At 72.6% G+C, this 15,525-nt stretch carries 14 protein-coding genes; 5 read left to right on the top strand and 9 right to left on the bottom strand.

Annotated features, from left to right (window positions below):
- Positions 1–45: 45 nt before the first annotated feature.
- The gene (locus tag AB0C21_RS08795) at positions 46–399 is read left to right on the top strand and encodes a hypothetical protein (RefSeq protein ID WP_500203448.1); all 354 of its coding nucleotides are present in this window, start codon (positions 46–48) and stop codon (positions 397–399) included.
- Positions 400–863: 464 nt separating this feature from the next.
- On the opposite strand, the gene AB0C21_RS08800 is transcribed toward AB0C21_RS08795, so the two are convergent.
- Both AB0C21_RS08800 and AB0C21_RS08805 read right to left on the bottom strand, forming a co-directional pair.
- The gene (locus AB0C21_RS08800) at positions 864–1,973 is read right to left on the bottom strand and encodes a sensor histidine kinase (protein WP_500203450.1); all 1,110 of its coding nucleotides are present in this window, start codon (positions 1,971–1,973) and stop codon (positions 864–866) included.
- On the bottom strand, positions 1,970–2,686 hold the full coding sequence (locus AB0C21_RS08805) for a response regulator (protein ID WP_500203452.1): 717 nt from the start codon (positions 2,684–2,686) through the stop codon (positions 1,970–1,972). Before AB0C21_RS08805 ends, AB0C21_RS08800 begins: the two co-directional genes overlap by 4 nt.
- Before the next feature lie 119 nt (positions 2,687–2,805).
- Between AB0C21_RS08805 and AB0C21_RS08810 the strand changes: the two genes are divergently transcribed.
- The 3 genes from AB0C21_RS08810 (at position 2,806) to AB0C21_RS08820 (ending at position 5,360) form a co-directional block, all read left to right on the top strand.
- Entirely contained in the window at positions 2,806–3,495 is a 690-nt protein-coding gene (locus AB0C21_RS08810) for a hypothetical protein (RefSeq protein ID WP_500203453.1), read from the top strand.
- A gap of 51 nt (positions 3,496–3,546) precedes the next feature.
- Positions 3,547–3,717, top strand: coding sequence for a hypothetical protein (locus AB0C21_RS08815; RefSeq protein ID WP_353820052.1), 171 nt, complete (start codon positions 3,547–3,549; stop codon positions 3,715–3,717).
- Between the two features lie 86 nt (positions 3,718–3,803).
- Complete coding sequence (locus AB0C21_RS08820; RefSeq protein WP_500203454.1) at positions 3,804–5,360, top strand: long-chain-fatty-acid--CoA ligase; 1,557 nt, start codon at positions 3,804–3,806, stop codon at positions 5,358–5,360.
- Between the two features lie 168 nt (positions 5,361–5,528).
- On the opposite strand, the gene AB0C21_RS08825 is transcribed toward AB0C21_RS08820, so the two are convergent.
- From AB0C21_RS08825 to AB0C21_RS08845, 5 genes are all read right to left on the bottom strand, one after another.
- A complete protein-coding gene (locus AB0C21_RS08825) occupies positions 5,529–6,407 on the bottom strand; it encodes an endonuclease/exonuclease/phosphatase family protein (protein WP_500203455.1) in 879 nt (292 codons plus the stop codon).
- Positions 6,408–6,567: 160 nt separating this feature from the next.
- A complete protein-coding gene (tuf, locus tag AB0C21_RS08830) occupies positions 6,568–7,749 on the bottom strand; it encodes an elongation factor Tu (protein ID WP_500203456.1) in 1,182 nt (393 codons plus the stop codon).
- Positions 7,750–8,126: 377 nt separating this feature from the next.
- Positions 8,127–9,071, bottom strand: coding sequence for a CU044_5270 family protein (locus AB0C21_RS08835; protein ID WP_500203458.1), 945 nt, complete (start codon positions 9,069–9,071; stop codon positions 8,127–8,129).
- On the bottom strand, positions 9,064–9,687 hold the full coding sequence (locus tag AB0C21_RS08840) for an RNA polymerase sigma factor (protein WP_500203459.1): 624 nt from the start codon (positions 9,685–9,687) through the stop codon (positions 9,064–9,066). Before AB0C21_RS08840 ends, AB0C21_RS08835 begins: the two co-directional genes overlap by 8 nt.
- A gap of 68 nt (positions 9,688–9,755) precedes the next feature.
- Positions 9,756–11,054 (bottom strand): MFS transporter, encoded by a 1,299-nt coding sequence (locus AB0C21_RS08845; protein WP_500203460.1) that lies wholly within the window; start codon positions 11,052–11,054, stop codon positions 9,756–9,758.
- A gap of 42 nt (positions 11,055–11,096) precedes the next feature.
- Here AB0C21_RS08845 and AB0C21_RS08850 point away from each other — a divergent pair, with 42 nt between their 5' ends.
- A complete protein-coding gene (locus AB0C21_RS08850) occupies positions 11,097–12,305 on the top strand; it encodes an arginine deiminase (protein ID WP_500203461.1) in 1,209 nt (402 codons plus the stop codon).
- A 242-nt stretch (positions 12,306–12,547) separates the two neighbouring features.
- Here AB0C21_RS08850 and AB0C21_RS08855 read toward each other — a convergent pair whose 3' ends face one another.
- A complete protein-coding gene (locus AB0C21_RS08855; protein WP_149260665.1) occupies positions 12,548–13,093 on the bottom strand; it encodes an ATP-binding protein in 546 nt (181 codons plus the stop codon).
- 370 nt (positions 13,094–13,463) lie between these two features.
- Positions 13,464–15,476: a sensor histidine kinase gene (locus AB0C21_RS08860; RefSeq protein ID WP_500203462.1), complete on the bottom strand. Its 2,013-nt coding sequence runs from the start codon at positions 15,474–15,476 to the stop codon at positions 13,464–13,466.
- Between the last annotated feature and the right edge of the window lie 49 nt (positions 15,477–15,525).

A 15,525-nucleotide genomic window follows, 5' to 3' on the forward strand; every position in this document is an offset into this window, starting at 1 on the left:
CGGGTTCGGCCCGCACGGGCGCCCCGAGTAGGGGACCCTGAACGGGTGCAACAGCGGCATGGTCGACTGCGCGAGCGCCTGGAGACGATCCGGGCGCGGGCGGCGAAGTCCAGCACGTGGCGGACGTCCACCCAGGTACTCGCCCGCCTGGTGAACAAGAACGGTTTCGTCCCCATAAGGACGCGCCTGTCCCGCGAAGACCTGACCTTCCTGGCCGGTGCCAGGGAGGAGGTCCTGGTCTTCGCCGACCTGACCCTCCGCCTCATCGACCTGCATCGCCCCCAAGAGGCCGGCGGCATCACGAGCGATCCCGACCGCCCCATCCGCCGCTGCCGAGCCTGCATGTCCCGCTGGCCCTGCTCCACCTACCGCACGATCTCAGAGGCCCTGGACCCCTGACCCACCCCCCGCGCCGGACGCGCAGCCCCCAGCGGCACGCCGGTACCGCGCGACGCGACCAGCGACTCCCACCTCCGGACGCGCAGCCCCCAACCACCACCGCAACCACGCGACGACCTCAATGGTTGCGATCGCGTCCGAAGGCAGATTCGAGCGAAGCAAGAATCTGATCGCGCAGCGAGCCGCCAGGCGAGCCGAAGCGATGCCAGCGATCGCCGCAGTGCCCGACGATGGGGCCCCGCAAGGCCCGAAGGAGAAGAGCACTGCAATAAACACCCGACCTCAGCCGACCCCGCAACCACGCGACAACCTCAATGGTTGCGATCGCGTCCAAAGGCAGATTCGAGCGAAGCAAGAATCTGATCGCGCAGCGAGCCGCAAGGCGAGCCGAAGCGATGCCAGCGATCGCCCGCGTTTTTAGACGATGGAGGGCCGCCAGGCCCGAAGGAGGAGAAAAACGCAAGCTAACACGGAATTCTGACTTCGAAGCGGCAGCCGGGGCCGCTGTTGGCGACGCCGATCTCGCCGGCGTGGGCCTCGACGATGCCGCGGGCGATGGCGAGGCCGAGGCCGGCGCCGCCGCCCGGGGTGCGGGCCGCCTCGCCGCGGAACGCGACGTCGAACACGCGCGGCAGGTCGTCCTCGGGGATGCCGCCGCACGCGTCGGCCACCGTCACCCGCGCCTGGCCGCCGTGGATCTCGCCGATGATCTCGACGGCGCCGTCGCTCGGGGTGTGCCGGATCGCGTTCACCACGAGGTTGCGCAGGGCGCGGCCCAGCTCGCCCGCGTCCACCTGGATGGGCAGGCCTTCGCGGACGTCTCCGCGCAGCCGGACGCCCTTGGCGCGGGCCAGGGGCTCGGTGCCGGCGACGGCCTCGGCGACGAGGTCCGCAAGGCCGACGCGCTCGCGGGACAGCCGCAAAGCGCCCGCGTGGATGCGGGACAGCTCGAACAGGTCGTCCACCATCTCGGTCAGCCGCTCCACCTCGACGCGGATGCGGCCGTGGTAGCGGCGTATCGTCTCCTCGTCGGCGACGACCTCGTCCTCCAGGGCCTCGGCCATCGCGCGGAGCCCGGCCAGCGGGGTGCGCAGGTCGTGGCTCACCCAGGCGACCAGTTCGCGGCGGCTCGCCTCCAGGGCCTGTTCGCGCTCATGGGCGGCGGCCAGCCGGTCGTAGGCGGCCTCCAGCTCGCGGGACAGCTCCGCCAGCTCGGCGGGAAGCCGCGCCGCGGGAGGGTGGAACCGGTCCGCGCGGACGGCTTCGACCAGGGTCCGGTTCGCGGCCACCAGGCGGCGGCCGAGCAGCACCGAGACCGCCATCGCGACCAGCCCGGCGGACGTCACGACGGCCAGCACCACCGCGCGGTCGTGGTCGTTCAGCAGCATCATGAACGAGATCACGATGATGCCGGAGATGGTCGCGAGCACCGTGGCGGCGCCGACGACGACCAGCTGGGTGGCCACCGAGCGGCCGCGCAGCGCGTGCAGGAGGCCGAGGGCCACGGCCGCGACGGCGAACGCGGCCACCGCCGCGTAGTAGACCACCCAGAGGAGATCCTCGAAGGGGATCATGGCGCGGTCTCCGCGGGCTCGTAGCGGTAGCCGACGCCCCACACGGTGACGATGCGGCGCGGCGTGGTCGGGTCGTCCTCGATCTTCTCGCGCAGCCGCCGGACGTGGACGGTCACCGTGGAGGAGTCGCCGAACGTCCAGTCCCAGACGCGTTCGAGCAGCTCCTCGCGGGTGAACGCCTGCCGCGGGTGGCGCAGCAGGAACGCCAGCAGGTCGAACTCGCGGGAGGTGAGCGCGAGCCGCTCGCCGCCCAGGGCCGCCTCGTGCGCGCTGACGTCCACGACGAGGCCGCCGTCGCGCAGCGGACCGGACGGGCCGGTCGGGACGAGCGCGCCCCGCGCCCGGCGCAGCACCGACCGGACGCGCAGCGCCAGCTCGCGGGGGCTGAACGGCTTGGTCACGTAGTCGTCGGCGCCGGTCTCCAGGCCGACGAGCCGGTCGGTCTCCGCGCCGAGCGCCGTCAGCATCACGATCGGGACGGTCGAGGTCTCGCGGAGGCGGCGGCACACCTCCAGGCCGTCCATCCCGGGCAGCATGAGGTCGAGGACGACGAGGTCGGGCGGCTCGTCGAGGGCCTTGCGCAGGGCGGTCCGGCCGTCGGCGACGCACACGACGTCGTGCCCGTCGCGGGCCAGGTAGCGGGCGACGACCTCGGCGACCGTCGGGTCGTCGTCGACCACCAGGACGCGCCCGGCTTGGGGGACGGTGTTCACGCCCCCACGCTAGGCCCCGGACGCCGGTGCCATGCCGCATGTCACCACCCCGTAAGGAGTTGATCATGGTTCGACCTGGGCGACCTGCGTAACCGGACGAACACCGCTTTAATGTCCGGATGCCGCAGCCTCGCTCCGCGACCTCCAACGGCGGGGTCATCGCACTGGTCCTGGTCGGCGGCGCGGTCGCCACCGGTGCCGCCGCCCTGCTGTGGGCCCTGCACATACTGCTGGGCGTCCTCCCGTCCGTTCCCTACTTCCTGTTCACATGCCTGGTCACAGGAGTCGCCACCAGCGCGCCCATGTTGCTCGCGCGGCCTCGCGGGCCGCTGGCCCCGATCGCGGCGGGGCCGGCGGCGTACGTCGCGGTGGAGGTCGGCGCGCGGATCGGCCTCATCCTCGGCCAGGTCATGGACGGTGACATACCGCCCGGCGGGTTCATCCTCCGGGTCCTGGAGCCCACATTCTCGATCTACCAGGCGTACGAACTGCTGGCGGTGGCGGCGGCGGCCGGGCTCGCGGGGCTGCGGGTCATGACGGCCTCGAAGGGCGGAACGTCCCAGCCGTGGAACGCTGGCGCCCCCGGGGGGCCCTTCGGCTCTCCCGCCGGGCCGTTCGCTCCCGGCCTGCCGCCCAATCCGGGCTACGCACCGATGCCGGGCCAGGGCCCGTTCCCGGGGCAGCCCTCGGCGGGGCAGCCGATGCAGCCGCCGGCGCCGGTCCACCAGCCGCCGCCCGTCCCCGGCGCGGGTCAGGGTCCGGCCTCCGGGGGCCCTCAGGGTGCGCCTCCGCCGCACGGCGGTGCCTAGGTCGTCCGCCAGGCTGATGACCCGTGCCGCACGAGCGCATACGGTGGAGTCATGGGTAAGACGATCCTGACCATTCTCGGTGTGATCCTCGCGGTGTGGCTGCTGTTCACCGTCATCGGCGCGATCTTCTCGATGCTGAAGATGTTCTTCTTCATCGGACTCGTCGCCGTCGCGGTGGTACTCGCCGTGACCGCGGTGTCCAAGATGTCGAAAAGCCGCTAGCGGGCGGCCCGTTCCCCTTGCCGTGATGTCGCCGGTGACCGCATGATGCCGGAATAACCAGGCGGTCATCGTCGAAGGGGCTCATCGTGCCAGGTCTTGACGGAGTGCTGCGCGAACGCGCGCTCGCGTACCCCGATCGCATCGCGTACATCGCGGGCGACACCGAGGTCACCTACCGCGACTTCGACCGGCGCGTCGACCGGGTCGCGGCGGCCCTCGCCGCCGCCGGCCTCGGGCCCGGCGACCGGGTCGCGGTCCTCGACAAGAACTCCCTCGAATACGCCGAGCTGCTCTTCGGCGCGACCAGGATCGGCGCCGCGCAGGTCCCGGTGAACTACCGGCTGGCGCCCGACGAGGTCGCCTACATCGTCAACAACGCGCAGGCGAAGGTCTTCGTCGTCGGCCCCGAGTTCGTCCCCGTCCTGGACGCGATCGCCGGCAAGCTCGAGCACACCGCCCTCATGCTCGTCGCCGGCGGCTCCGGCCACGGCCACCAGGACTACGCCGCCTGGGTCGACGCCGCTCCCGCCGAGCCCCCGGCGTACGAGTCCGACTCCGGGGACGTGTTCGTCCAGCTGTACTCGTCCGGCACGACGGGCCTGCCCAAGGGCGTCATGCTGACGCACGACAACTTCCTGTCGGCGCTCGCGGTGACCAACGACGTGTGGAACATCGACGGGTCGTCCGTGCTGATGATCGCGATGCCGATGTACCACGTGGCCGGCAACGTGCTCACCGTCTCCGCCGTCTACAACGGCCTCACCGGCGTCATCACCCGCGAGCCCGACCCGACCGCGATCGCGCAGGGCATCGAGCGGCACCGCGTCACGCACATCTTCCTCGTCCCGGTGCTGCTGCAGTTCATGCCGCTGATCCCCGAGGTCACCGCCGCCGACATGTCCAGCCTGCGGCTCATGCTGTACGGCGCGTCCCCGATCAGCGAGGACGTCCTGCGCACCGCGATGCGGATGCTGCCGACCACCGACTTCCGGCAGGTGTACGGGCTGACGGAGGTCACCGGGGCGATCACCTCGCTGCCGCCCGAGGACCACGACCCGGACGGCCCGAACGCGCACCGGCTGCGCAGCGCCGGCCTGCCGAACGACAACACCGAGCTCAAGATCGTGGACCCGGCCACCGGGGAGGAGCTGCCCTCCGGCCAGGTCGGCGAGATCCTCTGCCGGACGCCGCAGAACATGAAGGGCTACTGGGGCATGCCGGAGGCGACCGCCGGCGCCCTGTCCGAGGACAACTGGTTCCGCACGGGCGACGCCGGCTACCTCGACGAGGACGGCTACCTCTACATCCACGACCGCGTCAAGGACATGATCATCTCGGGCGGGGAGAACATCTACCCCGCCGAGGTGGAGAACGTCCTGATGGGCCACCCCGCCGTCTCCGACTGCGCGGTCATCGGCGTCCCCGACCAGCGCTGGGGCGAGACGCCGAAGGCGATCGTGGTGCTGTCCGAGGACGTCCCCGACCAGGACATCATCGACTACTGCCGCGAGCGCCTGGCGCACTTCAAGTGCCCCACCTCGGTCGAGCGGCGCGACGCCATCCCGCGCAACCCCACCGGCAAGATCCTCAAGCGCGACCTCCGCGCCCCCTACTGGGACGGCGCAGACCGAGGAGTCAACTGACACCCGCGACGGCCTGAGGGACCGCGATCGCGTCCGAAGGCAGATTCGAGCGAAGCAAGAATCTGATCGCGCAGCGAGCCGCAAGGCGAGACGAAGCGATGCCAGCGATCGCCCGCGTTTTTCGACGATGGAGGGCCGCCAGGCCCGAAGGAGGAGAAGGACGCAGGACTATTGGTAGCGGACCACCGCCGACAAGGGGCGGTGGTCCGAGACCTTGACCTGGTCCGCGGGGACGCTGCAGGAGACGGCGGCCGACTTGCCGATGAACAGGTAGTCGGTCTTGTCGAGCGCGGTGCCCCGCCAGTCCTGCCGGGTCTTCGCCCCCGTCCGGGACGAGCCCGACTGGTCGCACTCGGCGTAGGCCGCGTAGAGGGGGTCGAGCGCCGGGCTCTCCGGGACGTCGGCGAGCTCGCCGCCGAGGAGGATCCGGCCCGTCCCCGCGAGGGTGGTGAGGGCGCCGGCCTCCTTGCGGCGCCACTGGCCGCTCTCTCCGGCGCTGAGCTGGGTGACGCAGACGCGGGTCGACCAGGACGGGACCTCGCCGCACAGTGCCACCCGGGTGCGCCCGGCGGGGGCGGGCAGCCTCGCCTGGCGGTGCGCGGTGAGCGGGACGTCGGTGCCGATGGCGACGCCGGAGCGCCCCTGCCCGGCCGCGCACGCCTCGCCGCCCGGAGACGGCGCGAACACCCAGCTCCACTTGGGCAAGGACGTCCTGAACGAGCGGACCTGCCCGTCGCAGACCTCCTGGAGGAGGACGGCGTTCGGGCGCACCGTGCGCCCGCCGACCTCGGTCGCGCGCATCCGCTGGACGATCTCCTTGGTGAGCTTGGCGGGCGCGGTGCCGGAGGGGCAGCCGGTGCCGCCGCAGACGTTCCAGCTCAGCGTGTTGATCGTCACCGCCTCGGGGCGGGGAGCGGCCCCGTCGGCGTGGGCGGGGCCTCCACCGCCCGGCAGGCCCTCGATGCTGGCGCCGGTCGCGGCCGCGGTCACGACCGCGGCGGCCGCACAGACCGAGAGCAGGGGAATCAGGGCGCGGGGGGATCGCACACATTCTCCAGACGGGGGTTACCTGCGGGGGTGATGCCGGAATCTCACCACATCAAGATCGCATCCGCCAGCCGTTCGCGACCACTCGGTCACCCTGGGCCGAACGAATTCACGCGATCAAGGCTAAGGGCCCCGGCGAGTGCCGGGGCCCCCTCTCCCGCTAGTCGAGCAGCGCGGTGACGGTGCCCGCGCCGACCGTCCGGCCGCCCTCGCGGATCGCGAAGCCGAGCCCCTCGGTCATCGCGACCGGCTTGCCCAGCTCGACGGCCATCTCGACCGAGTCGCCGGGCAGCGCCATGCCGCCCTCGCCGAGGTCGACGCCGCCGACCACGTCCGTGGTGCGGAAGTGGAACTGCGGCCGGTAGCCGTGCAGGAACGGCCTGCTCCGGCCGCCCTCGTCGGCGGTCAGCACCCGGACCCGCGCCCGGAACCGCGCGTGCGGCCGGATCGCGCCCGGCGCGCTGACCACCTGGCCGCGCCGCATCTGGTCCCGCCTGACGCCGCGCAGCAGCATGGCGGTGTTGTCGCCGGCCTCCGCGTGGTCCATCGTCTGCCCGAACGTCTCCAGGCCCGTCGCGACGGACCCGAACGTCTCGCCGAGCCCGACGACCTCCACGGCGTCCCCGAGCCGTATCGCGCCCTGGGCCACGACCCCGGTCACGACGGTGCCGCGACCGGTGATCGTGAGGACGCTCTCGACCGGCATCAGGAACGGCTTGTCGAGCACCCTGCGCGGCACGGGCACGTAGGCGTCGATCGCGTCGAGCAGGTCGACGATCCGCGCCGTCCAGTACGGGTCGCCCTCCAGCGCCCGCAGCCCGGACACGCGCACGACCGGCACCTCCTCGCCGGGGAAGCCGTACTCGGTGAGCAGGTCCCTGACCTCCAGCTCGACCAGGTCGAGGAGCTCGGTGTCCTCGACCATGTCGGCCTTGTTCAGCGCCACCACGATGTGCCCGACGCCGACCTGCCGCGCCAGCACGACGTGCTCGCGCGTCTGCGGCATGGCGCCGTCCTGCGCGGACACGACCAGCACGGCGCCGTCCACCTGCGCGGCACCGGAGATCATGTTCTTCACGTAGTCGGCGTGACCCGGCATGTCGACGTGGGCGTAGTGCCTGGTCGCGGTCGCGTACTCCACGTGGGCAACGTTGATCGTGATGCCTCGGTCGCGCTCCTCCGGGGCGCGGTCGATGCGCTCGAACGGCACCGGGGACGCCAGCCCGCGGTCGGCGAGCACCTTGGTGATCGCCGCGGTCAGCGTGGTCTTGCCGTGGTCGACGTGCCCCATCGTGCCGATGTTGAGATGCGGCTTGTCGCGCTCGTAAAGCTGCTTGGCCATTGGCCTCGTCCTCACTGGTGGATCCCGTGAGAACCACTGCGCAGACGTGCGCAGTTCATGCCCAACCCCCCTCCGCTGGTTCTCCGGAGGTAGGACGGAGAGGGGTCAGCTTCGGATGAGCGCAGCGAACCGGGGGGCGTGGGGGGTCGCCCCCACACATGCGGCACGCAGGCCGTCGAAGACGTCTGCGTCCGCTGCCGCCGAGAAGGCAGCCGGCACCGCGCTCAGCAGGTCGAGACCTGCGAGCGTCCGGGTGCCGGCTGCGAGGAACATGCCACGGACACTACGGCCGCCCCCGGTGGAAGTCGACCGATTATTCGTCCGGCCGCGGTGACCGGCCTCGCCTGGGCGCGCGACCGGTCACCGCGGCTTCGTGATCAGCAGCCTGACGGGGTGGCGTGGGGGCCCGGGCGCGGGGCCTTGTCGACGATCCGGCTGGCCAGAAGGGCGCTGGACTGGGTCGTCATCCCAGGCGGCCCCAGCGGGTTGTCGTTCTTCGCGATGACCGTGCGGGTGCCGAGGAAGCGGTGAGTCGCGCGGTCGAAGACGAGTTCGTCGCGGATGCCGTCCTGGGTGCGGGTGACCGCGACCCCGGGGCGTCCCGCGGCGTCCACGCCGTCGTTCCGCAGCCGGACGCCGGGGATTTCGGCGATCGCCCGGAAGATCGCCGCGCGCACCTTGGGGGACGCGGGCCGGTCGATCAGATCGGAAGCCGCCCCCCACTGCCGGTCGCCCCGGTCACCCTCGCCCTTCTTCGCGAAGAGGTCGAGCAGGGCGTCGGTGTCGGTCGGCAGGGCATCAAGGTAGGGACGGTCGATCGGCGGCTCGTCGCGGCAGGGGCCGACCGTGGTCTCGCCGTCGGGAGGGAGCACCTCGTCCGGGCGGGGCTGGATCGAGTTCTTCTCGATGATGAGGCCGCCGCCCGCGCCCCCGGCGGGCAGCCAGGTCCGGTTGCGGACCTCGTACCAGCGGCCGACGCCGCCGACCCGTCGCCGGGTCACGCTCTCCTGGTAGACGATCTGGTCGGCGCGCGGCGCGGGGCTGGCCGCCGCCTGGTCGGCCGCCTGGTCGAGGACGGCGGCCACGTTGGCCATCCGCCCCGTGTCCTCGTGGGTCGCCACGAACGTGGCCACCACGCCCGCGCAGGCCGCGGCGGCGACGCCGGACAGCAGCAGCGGACGCCGCCGCCGGACGGGGGCGGCGTAGGCCCGCCGGACCGGGCTCCCGTAGGCCCGCCGCCGCCAGCGGCTCTCGGCCCCGGTCACGTCGATGTCCTCCGGGACCTCGGAGCGCAGCCGCTCCACCAGCTTCAGTTCATCCATCGTGGTCCTCCTTGCCGAGGGCGTCGCGCAGCTTGCGGCGGATCCTGTTCATGCGGGACCGGACCGTCCCGGAGGGGACGCCGAGCGCTTCGGCGACCTCGTCGTAGGTGAGCCCCGCCCACGTCACCAGCAGCAGCACCTCGCGCTGCTTGGCGGGCAGCCCGGCGATGGCCGCCGCGAGGGCCCGCGACCGGGCGCCCGCCTCGACGCGGTTCTCCACCGCGTCCGTGAACGGCTCGGTGACCGGGTCGAGGCCGCCGCGGGCGAGCACGCGCAGCGCCCGCACCTCGGCGCGGCGGTGGCGGCGGATCAGGTTGGTCGCGATCCCGTAGAGCCAGGGCCGGGCGTCGGGGCGCGCCGCGTCGTACCGGTGGCGCTGGTGGAACGCGACGAGGAAGGTCTCGGCGACGACGTCCTCGGCGGCGTCCCGGCCGAGGCGCCGTGCCACGTAGCGCATGATCTCCTGGGCGTGCCGCTGGAACAGTCCCGCGAACCTCTCGGAGTCGGTGCGGGACGCGGCGATCAGGGACGCGTCGGTGGGTTCGTCATCGGCGGCCGGGTCGGCCCGGGGTGCGGGACGGGGCCGGGCCGGCGAGGAGCGGCTCGTTGTCTGCATGCGTGGCCTCTCGGTCGTGGACGTGTCACCTCCTCTTGCCCGACGGGCCCTGCGCGGGTCCCTCGGATTCAGGAACCGTCCTCGACCATGCCGGCGCGGGCTGGGGCGCGCAGGAGCAGGTAGCCGCCCAGCGCGCCCGCGAACTGGAATCCGGCGATCGCGAGGACCAGGCCGACCGGGCCGATGGCGTCGGCGGACGCGGCGGTCAGCGCGGCGCCCACCGCGGACGCGCCGATCTTGAGGCTGCCTCCCGTGGTGTTGACCTGCCCGAGCCGGTCCGGGGGCGACTCGCGCTGGCGCAGCATGAGCGTGGCCGCGAACACCGGCCCCTCGGCGATCCCCGCGGCGACGAACGCCGCCGTCGCCCACGGCATGGACGGCGCGACGGCGAGGGCGGCCAGCGACGCCCCGAACGCGACGAGCCCGGTGAGCATGACCGGTTCGGCGTGCTTGGGGGTCAGCCACCGGCTGGACGCCAGGGAGCCGATCAGGGAGCCGACCGCCATGGCCACGAGGAGCCGACCGCCCGCGCTGGGCGGCGCGCCGATGTGCTCGGCGAGCAGCACCGCCGTGACGGCGACGCCGCCGAAGCCCATCCAAGCGAGCGTCGTCGCGACGGTCAGGGCCCGCAGGACCCGGCCCTCGGCCAGGACCACCAGGCCACCCGTGATCACGGAGAGTGCCCCCGTCCGCGTCCCGGCGGCCGTCTCCGTCTCGACGGCCGCCGGACCGCCGACCGCGCCCGTGTCCGCCGTCGCCTCGACGGCGGCCGGGCCGGGCACGGCGTCGTCCACGGTCGCGGACGGGCCGGGGAAGGGCAGGAACGGCAGCGTCAGGAGCCCGAGGAGGCCCACCGCGACCACGGCGGTCCCGGCGTACTGGCCGCCCGCCATGGCGGCCAGGCCGGCGGCGAGGCCGGGCCCGGCGATCCCGGCGAGGTTGTAGCTGGACGCCTCCAGCCCGTACGCGCGTGAGAGCCGGTCGCCGGGGACGAACCGCGGCAGCAGGCTGGTCAGTGCCACGACGATGGGCTCGGTGCAGCCGATCACGGCGGCGACGACCAGCGCGAGGGCGAGCGGCGAGCGTCCCGCGACGGCGAGCAGCAGCCCGGTCGCGGCGACGTAGCAGGCGGCGAGGGCGAGGGCGCCGCGGCGGGGGCGCGCCACCCGGTCCAGTGCGTTCCCGATCACGGGCCCGCTCAGCACGTACGGCAGCGTCATCGCGGTCTGCAGGTAGCCGGCGGTGGCGGCGTGGCCCGTCCGCGCCTGGACGGTCAGGACCAGCGCGGTCGCGACCCCCTCGGCGGACACGCGCAGCATCGTCGCCGACGTGAGGTGGAGGGGGAGCGCCGGGGTCCTGCCGATCACCCTTGCATGGTGGCACGGCCTCCGCCGCCTAGACTGCGGAGGGTGACGGCAGCGAAGACAGCACACGAGCACCGGGTCACCAGCGAGGTCGGACGGCTGCGGACGGTGCTGCTGCACCGCCCCGGCGCGGAGCTCAAGCGGCTGACCCCGCGCAACAGCGACAAGCTCCTTTTCGACGCGATCCCGTGGGCGGGCCGGGCGCAGGAGGAGCACGACGCGTTCGCCGAGGCGCTGCGGTCACGGGGCGTCGAGGTCCTGTACGTGACGGAGCTGCTCCAGGACGCCCTGGAGTACGAGGCCGCGCGGGACCAGGCGATCGCGGACGCCATCGTCGACCTGCGCCTCGGTGACCAGCTCCGCCGCGTCGTCGAGGACCACCTGCGCGGCCTCCACCCGGAGAATCTCGCGCACACGCTGATCGCCGGGCTCGCGCACGAGGAGCTGAAGGCCGGGCACGGCCTCGTCTACCGGCTGATGGACGAGCAGGACTTCATCGTCGACCCGCTGCCGGGCCTGCTGTTCACCCGCGACAACAGCACCTGGATCGGCGACCGCGTGGCGGTGACGAGCCTCGCGATGGAGGCGCGCCGGCGCGAGTCGGCCCTCACCGGCCTGATCTACGCGCACCACCCGAGGTTCGCCGGTGTGGAGCCGGTCTACACCCCGTCCCTTGAGCATCTGGAGGGCGGGGACGTCCTGCTCCTGCGGCCGGGCGTGATCGCGGTCGGCACCGGTGAGCGGACGACCCCGGCGGGCGTCGAGCGCCTGGCCCGCCAGGTGATCGGGGCCGGGCTCGCCCACACCGTGCTGGCCGTGCCGATCGCGCAGGAGCGCGCGACCATGCACCTCGACACCGTCTGCACGATGGTCGACGTCGACACCGTCGTGATGTACCCGCCGGTGGCGCACTCGCTGACCGCCTACAGGGTGACGCTGGCCGACGGGGACCTGCGCGTCGCCGAGCCGCGCCCGTTCCTCCAGGCAGCCGCCGACGCGATGGGCCTGGACCGCCTCAAGGTGATCGACACCGGGCTCGACCCGGTCACCGCCGAGCGCGAGCAGTGGGACGACGGGAACAACACGCTCGCCGTGGCCCCGCGCCTGTGCGTCGCCTACGAGCGCAACATCGAGACCAACGCGCAGCTGGAGGCGTCCGGGATCGAGGTCATCCGGATCAGCGGCAGCGAGCTGGGGACGGGGCGCGGCGGCCCTCGCTGCATGTCCTGCCCGATCCTGCGCGAGGAGATCTGAGCTCCGGACGGCCGGAGGCATCCGGGGCATCCGGGGTCAACGGGTCGGGCGGCGAGCACGAGAACGGCGCAGCGATGCCCTGTGAGGTGGGGATTTAGCGCCCTTCCCGGCGCCGGGGGCTCAAGGCGCGCGGCGCCGGGAAGGACCGACAACGCCCGCGATGCCGACGGGGGCACGACATCGCCCGGGCGTTGCAGAGGACCATACAAGGTCGGGCGGGGTTCCTTCCAGGCAGGGTCGCTCTATGCCGGATATGCCCGGCTCGGAGCCACTTCACTCCTGGTTCCGTTACAAAGGTCCTCTCCGGGCTCGTCCAGCAGGTCCGGAAAGGCGGACAAATCCGGGGCGACGGCGTGCATCCCGGCGGGGGCGGCCATCCGCTCGTCGCCGGGCGTCCTGGGCGCCCTCAGGACGGCCCAGACCGTCGTGGTGCCGTCTTCGTGGCGCACCCCCCAGCCCTCGGACAGGGCCTCGACGATGCCGAGCCCCCTGCCGCCGAGCGAGGAGAGCGTGCCCGGGCCGCGGCGCGGCTCGGTCATCGCGCCGCCGTCGCTGACCTCGAGTTCGAGGAGGTCGCCGCGGCACAGCCAGCACACCTTCACCTGGCCGGACGGGAGCGGCCGCGCGTGCCGCAGGGCGTTGCTGAGCAGCTCGCTGATGATGACGCTGGCGTCGTCGACGATCGAGTCGTAGACGCCCGAGTCGGCCAGCTCAGAGCTGAGGCGCCTGCGGGCGACCGCGACGCTGGACGGTGCGTGTGGCAGCAGTACGACGCTCGACGCCCTCACCTCCCCGATGCTCCGCTCTCTCGGACGAGTCCCGTCATCGCTCTTCCGGTACGACCGAAATGCCCTGATGGCCATGGCCGGAAACCCGAACGGTTCAGTTCACCACCTGCACAACGAGTCATCGGCCGTCCGGTCACGGTGATCACCCCCGGATCGGAATCTCGTCCCCAAACGGCGACCAACCAAGGACCTATCCAGCCAACGGCGGATTTACTCCTCGCACACGCGTTTCGTCCATCACACCCCGCTGCCGCCGCACTTCTCCGCACCAACCCAGCCTGCCCGCCGCCGGGACCGCCGAAAGCCCTGGTCACGCCCGTCTCACCGGGCCACCGGGGACGTACTGTCCGCACGGTAAGCCGGCGCCGGGTCAGCCGGCCGAGCGCAGCACGAGCCGCATGCACGTGCCCTCGCCCGCCCGCGCGCCACCTGCGGGTCCGCGCCCCTCGCTCACGGCCAGTAGCCGAGTGGTTCGTTCCATATCGGCCGGTTCTGTCGCCATCGTCCTGTTAAGCGGCTTTTGAACGGACTCTATGTGAGATGTCTCACGTCCCGCGGGATGGGCGGAGATCGTGCCGCCCTGCGCCTCGGTCAGCCGTTTCACGATGTACAGGCCGAGCCCGATCCCGCCGAACCGGCGGCGGTCCCCCGCGTCGCCCTGGACGAACCGCTCGAAGATCCGCTCATGGTCGCCGAGCGGGATGCCGATGCCCTCGTCGGAGACCGTGACGACGATGTCGGGGCCCTCGCAGCGGGCCCGGACGCGCACGGTCCCGCCGTCCGGGGAGTACTTGAACGCGTTCTCCAAGAGCTGGCCGAGGACGATGTCGGTGGCCATCGCGTCCCCGCGGCACGGCGGCAGCTCCGGGTCGATGTCCAGTTCCACCCGGTGCAGCGGAGACAGCGAGCGGAACCCGGCGACCACGCCCTCCAGGACGCGGACGAGGTCGAACGACTCGATCGCCACGGCCAGCTCGTCGGCGCCGGCGCGGGAGCCGAGCAGCAGGTGCTCGACGAGCCGGCCGAGCGACTGGGCGCGCTCGGCGATGGTGGCGACGGCGGCGCGCCGGTCGGTGTCGGTCAGCTCGTCCCACCGGTTGACGAGCGTGGAGGCGAACCCCTGCACGACCGTGATCGGGGTCCGCAGCTCGTGGCTGGTCGTGGCGAGGAACAGGTCCTTGGCCTCCTCCAGCGCCTTGGCCTCCGAGACGTCGCGGAAGTCGACGACCAGCTCGCCGGTCTCCTCGATCTCGGCGGCCAGCACGTTCAGCCACCTCCCCGACTCCAGGCGGAACGTGAGCATCTCGCCGAGCGCGGGCATGTCGAACGGCAGCGGGCGGCCGAGCGCGTCCTCCGGCGGGATGCCGGTGAGGGTGTGCGCGGCGTGGTTCCAGTGCCGGACGACGAGGTCGTGGTCGAGCACGGCGATGCCGTCGGCGCTGGAGTCGATGACGGCGCGCTCGTGCGCCCGCTGCCGGACGACCTCCGCGTAGGCGACGGCGTTGCCGACCGCGACCCCGGCATGCCCGGCCAGCAGCTCCAGCAGCTCCAGCTCGGTGTGCCCGACCTTGCGCCCGGAGAACAGCGCGTACAGCGCGCCGTACGGCCGGTTCTGCAGGTACGACAGGCCGAGCGCGATCGTGTGCAGGCCGGGCAGCTCCGACCAGATCAGGTCGCCGAGGCGCCGCTCCCCCGTCGCGAGCTTGACGGTCTTGCCCGACCGCAGCAGCTCCCCGACCAGGCTCGGCCGCAGCTCGGCCGACCTGCCGCGCATCCGCTCCGGCAGCCCGGACATGCTGACCAGCCGCAGCCGCTCGCCCTCGATCTTGACGAACCCGCCGGCGTCGGCGCCGGTCAGCTCGATGAGCGCGGCGGTGATCCGGTCGAGCACCACGGCGAGGTCGAGTTCGGCGCCGAGGTCGGCGACGATGTCGTTCAGCCGCCGGACGAGCCGGGCCCGCTCGGTCATGCGGTGCTGCAGGATCTCGTCGTCCTCGACCGGGTGGTACACCCCGACCCAGCCGAGCAGCGTGCCGTTCGGGTCCTTCAGCAGGCTCGTGTCGATGCGCACGTCGATGAGCCGGCCGTCGCGGTGGAAGCGGCGGGTCGCGATCGAGATCTGCCCCCCGTCGGCCTCGCCCTCGCCGCCGCGCCGGGTGAGGAGCCGCTCCTGGACGGCGTTGTGCTCGGCCTTCAGCTCGTCCGGGACGATGGGCGGGACGCGGCCGATCACCTCGGCGGCCGTCCAGCCGAACATGCGCTCGGCCGCCGGGTTCCACACGGTGACCCGGTGCCGCTGGTCCACGGCCACGATCGCGTCCGCGGCGCTCTCGATGACGGCCCGCGCGATCGGATCGTGCACGTGCTGATACACGTCTGTCATCGTGCCACCGCACTCCGGCGTACCGCCGGGCAACTTGCGTCGGAACTTG

It is taken from the genome of Spirillospora sp. NPDC049024 (genome assembly GCF_040649235.1).
In the GTDB taxonomy this organism is placed as follows: Bacteria; Actinomycetota; Actinomycetes; order Streptosporangiales; family Streptosporangiaceae; genus Spirillospora.

Bases quoted from the DNA above. Each gene is read 5' to 3' on its own strand.
- AB0C21_RS08800 (WP_500203450.1), bottom strand. From the start codon at position 1,973: ATGATCCCCTTCGAGGATCTCCTCTGGGTGGTCTACTACGCGGCGGTG.
- AB0C21_RS08810 (WP_500203453.1), top strand. From the start codon at position 2,806: ATGCCGCAGCCTCGCTCCGCGACCTCCAACGGCGGGGTCATCGCACTG.
- AB0C21_RS08815 (WP_353820052.1), top strand. From the start codon at position 3,547: ATGGGTAAGACGATCCTGACCATTCTCGGTGTGATCCTCGCGGTGTGG.
- tuf (WP_500203456.1), bottom strand. From the start codon at position 7,749: ATGGCCAAGCAGCTTTACGAGCGCGACAAGCCGCATCTCAACATCGGC.
- AB0C21_RS08835 (WP_500203458.1), bottom strand. From the start codon at position 9,071: ATGGATGAACTGAAGCTGGTGGAGCGGCTGCGCTCCGAGGTCCCGGAG.
- AB0C21_RS08840 (WP_500203459.1), bottom strand. From the start codon at position 9,687: ATGCAGACAACGAGCCGCTCCTCGCCGGCCCGGCCCCGTCCCGCACCC.
- AB0C21_RS08860 (WP_500203462.1), bottom strand. From the start codon at position 15,476: ATGACAGACGTGTATCAGCACGTGCACGATCCGATCGCGCGGGCCGTC.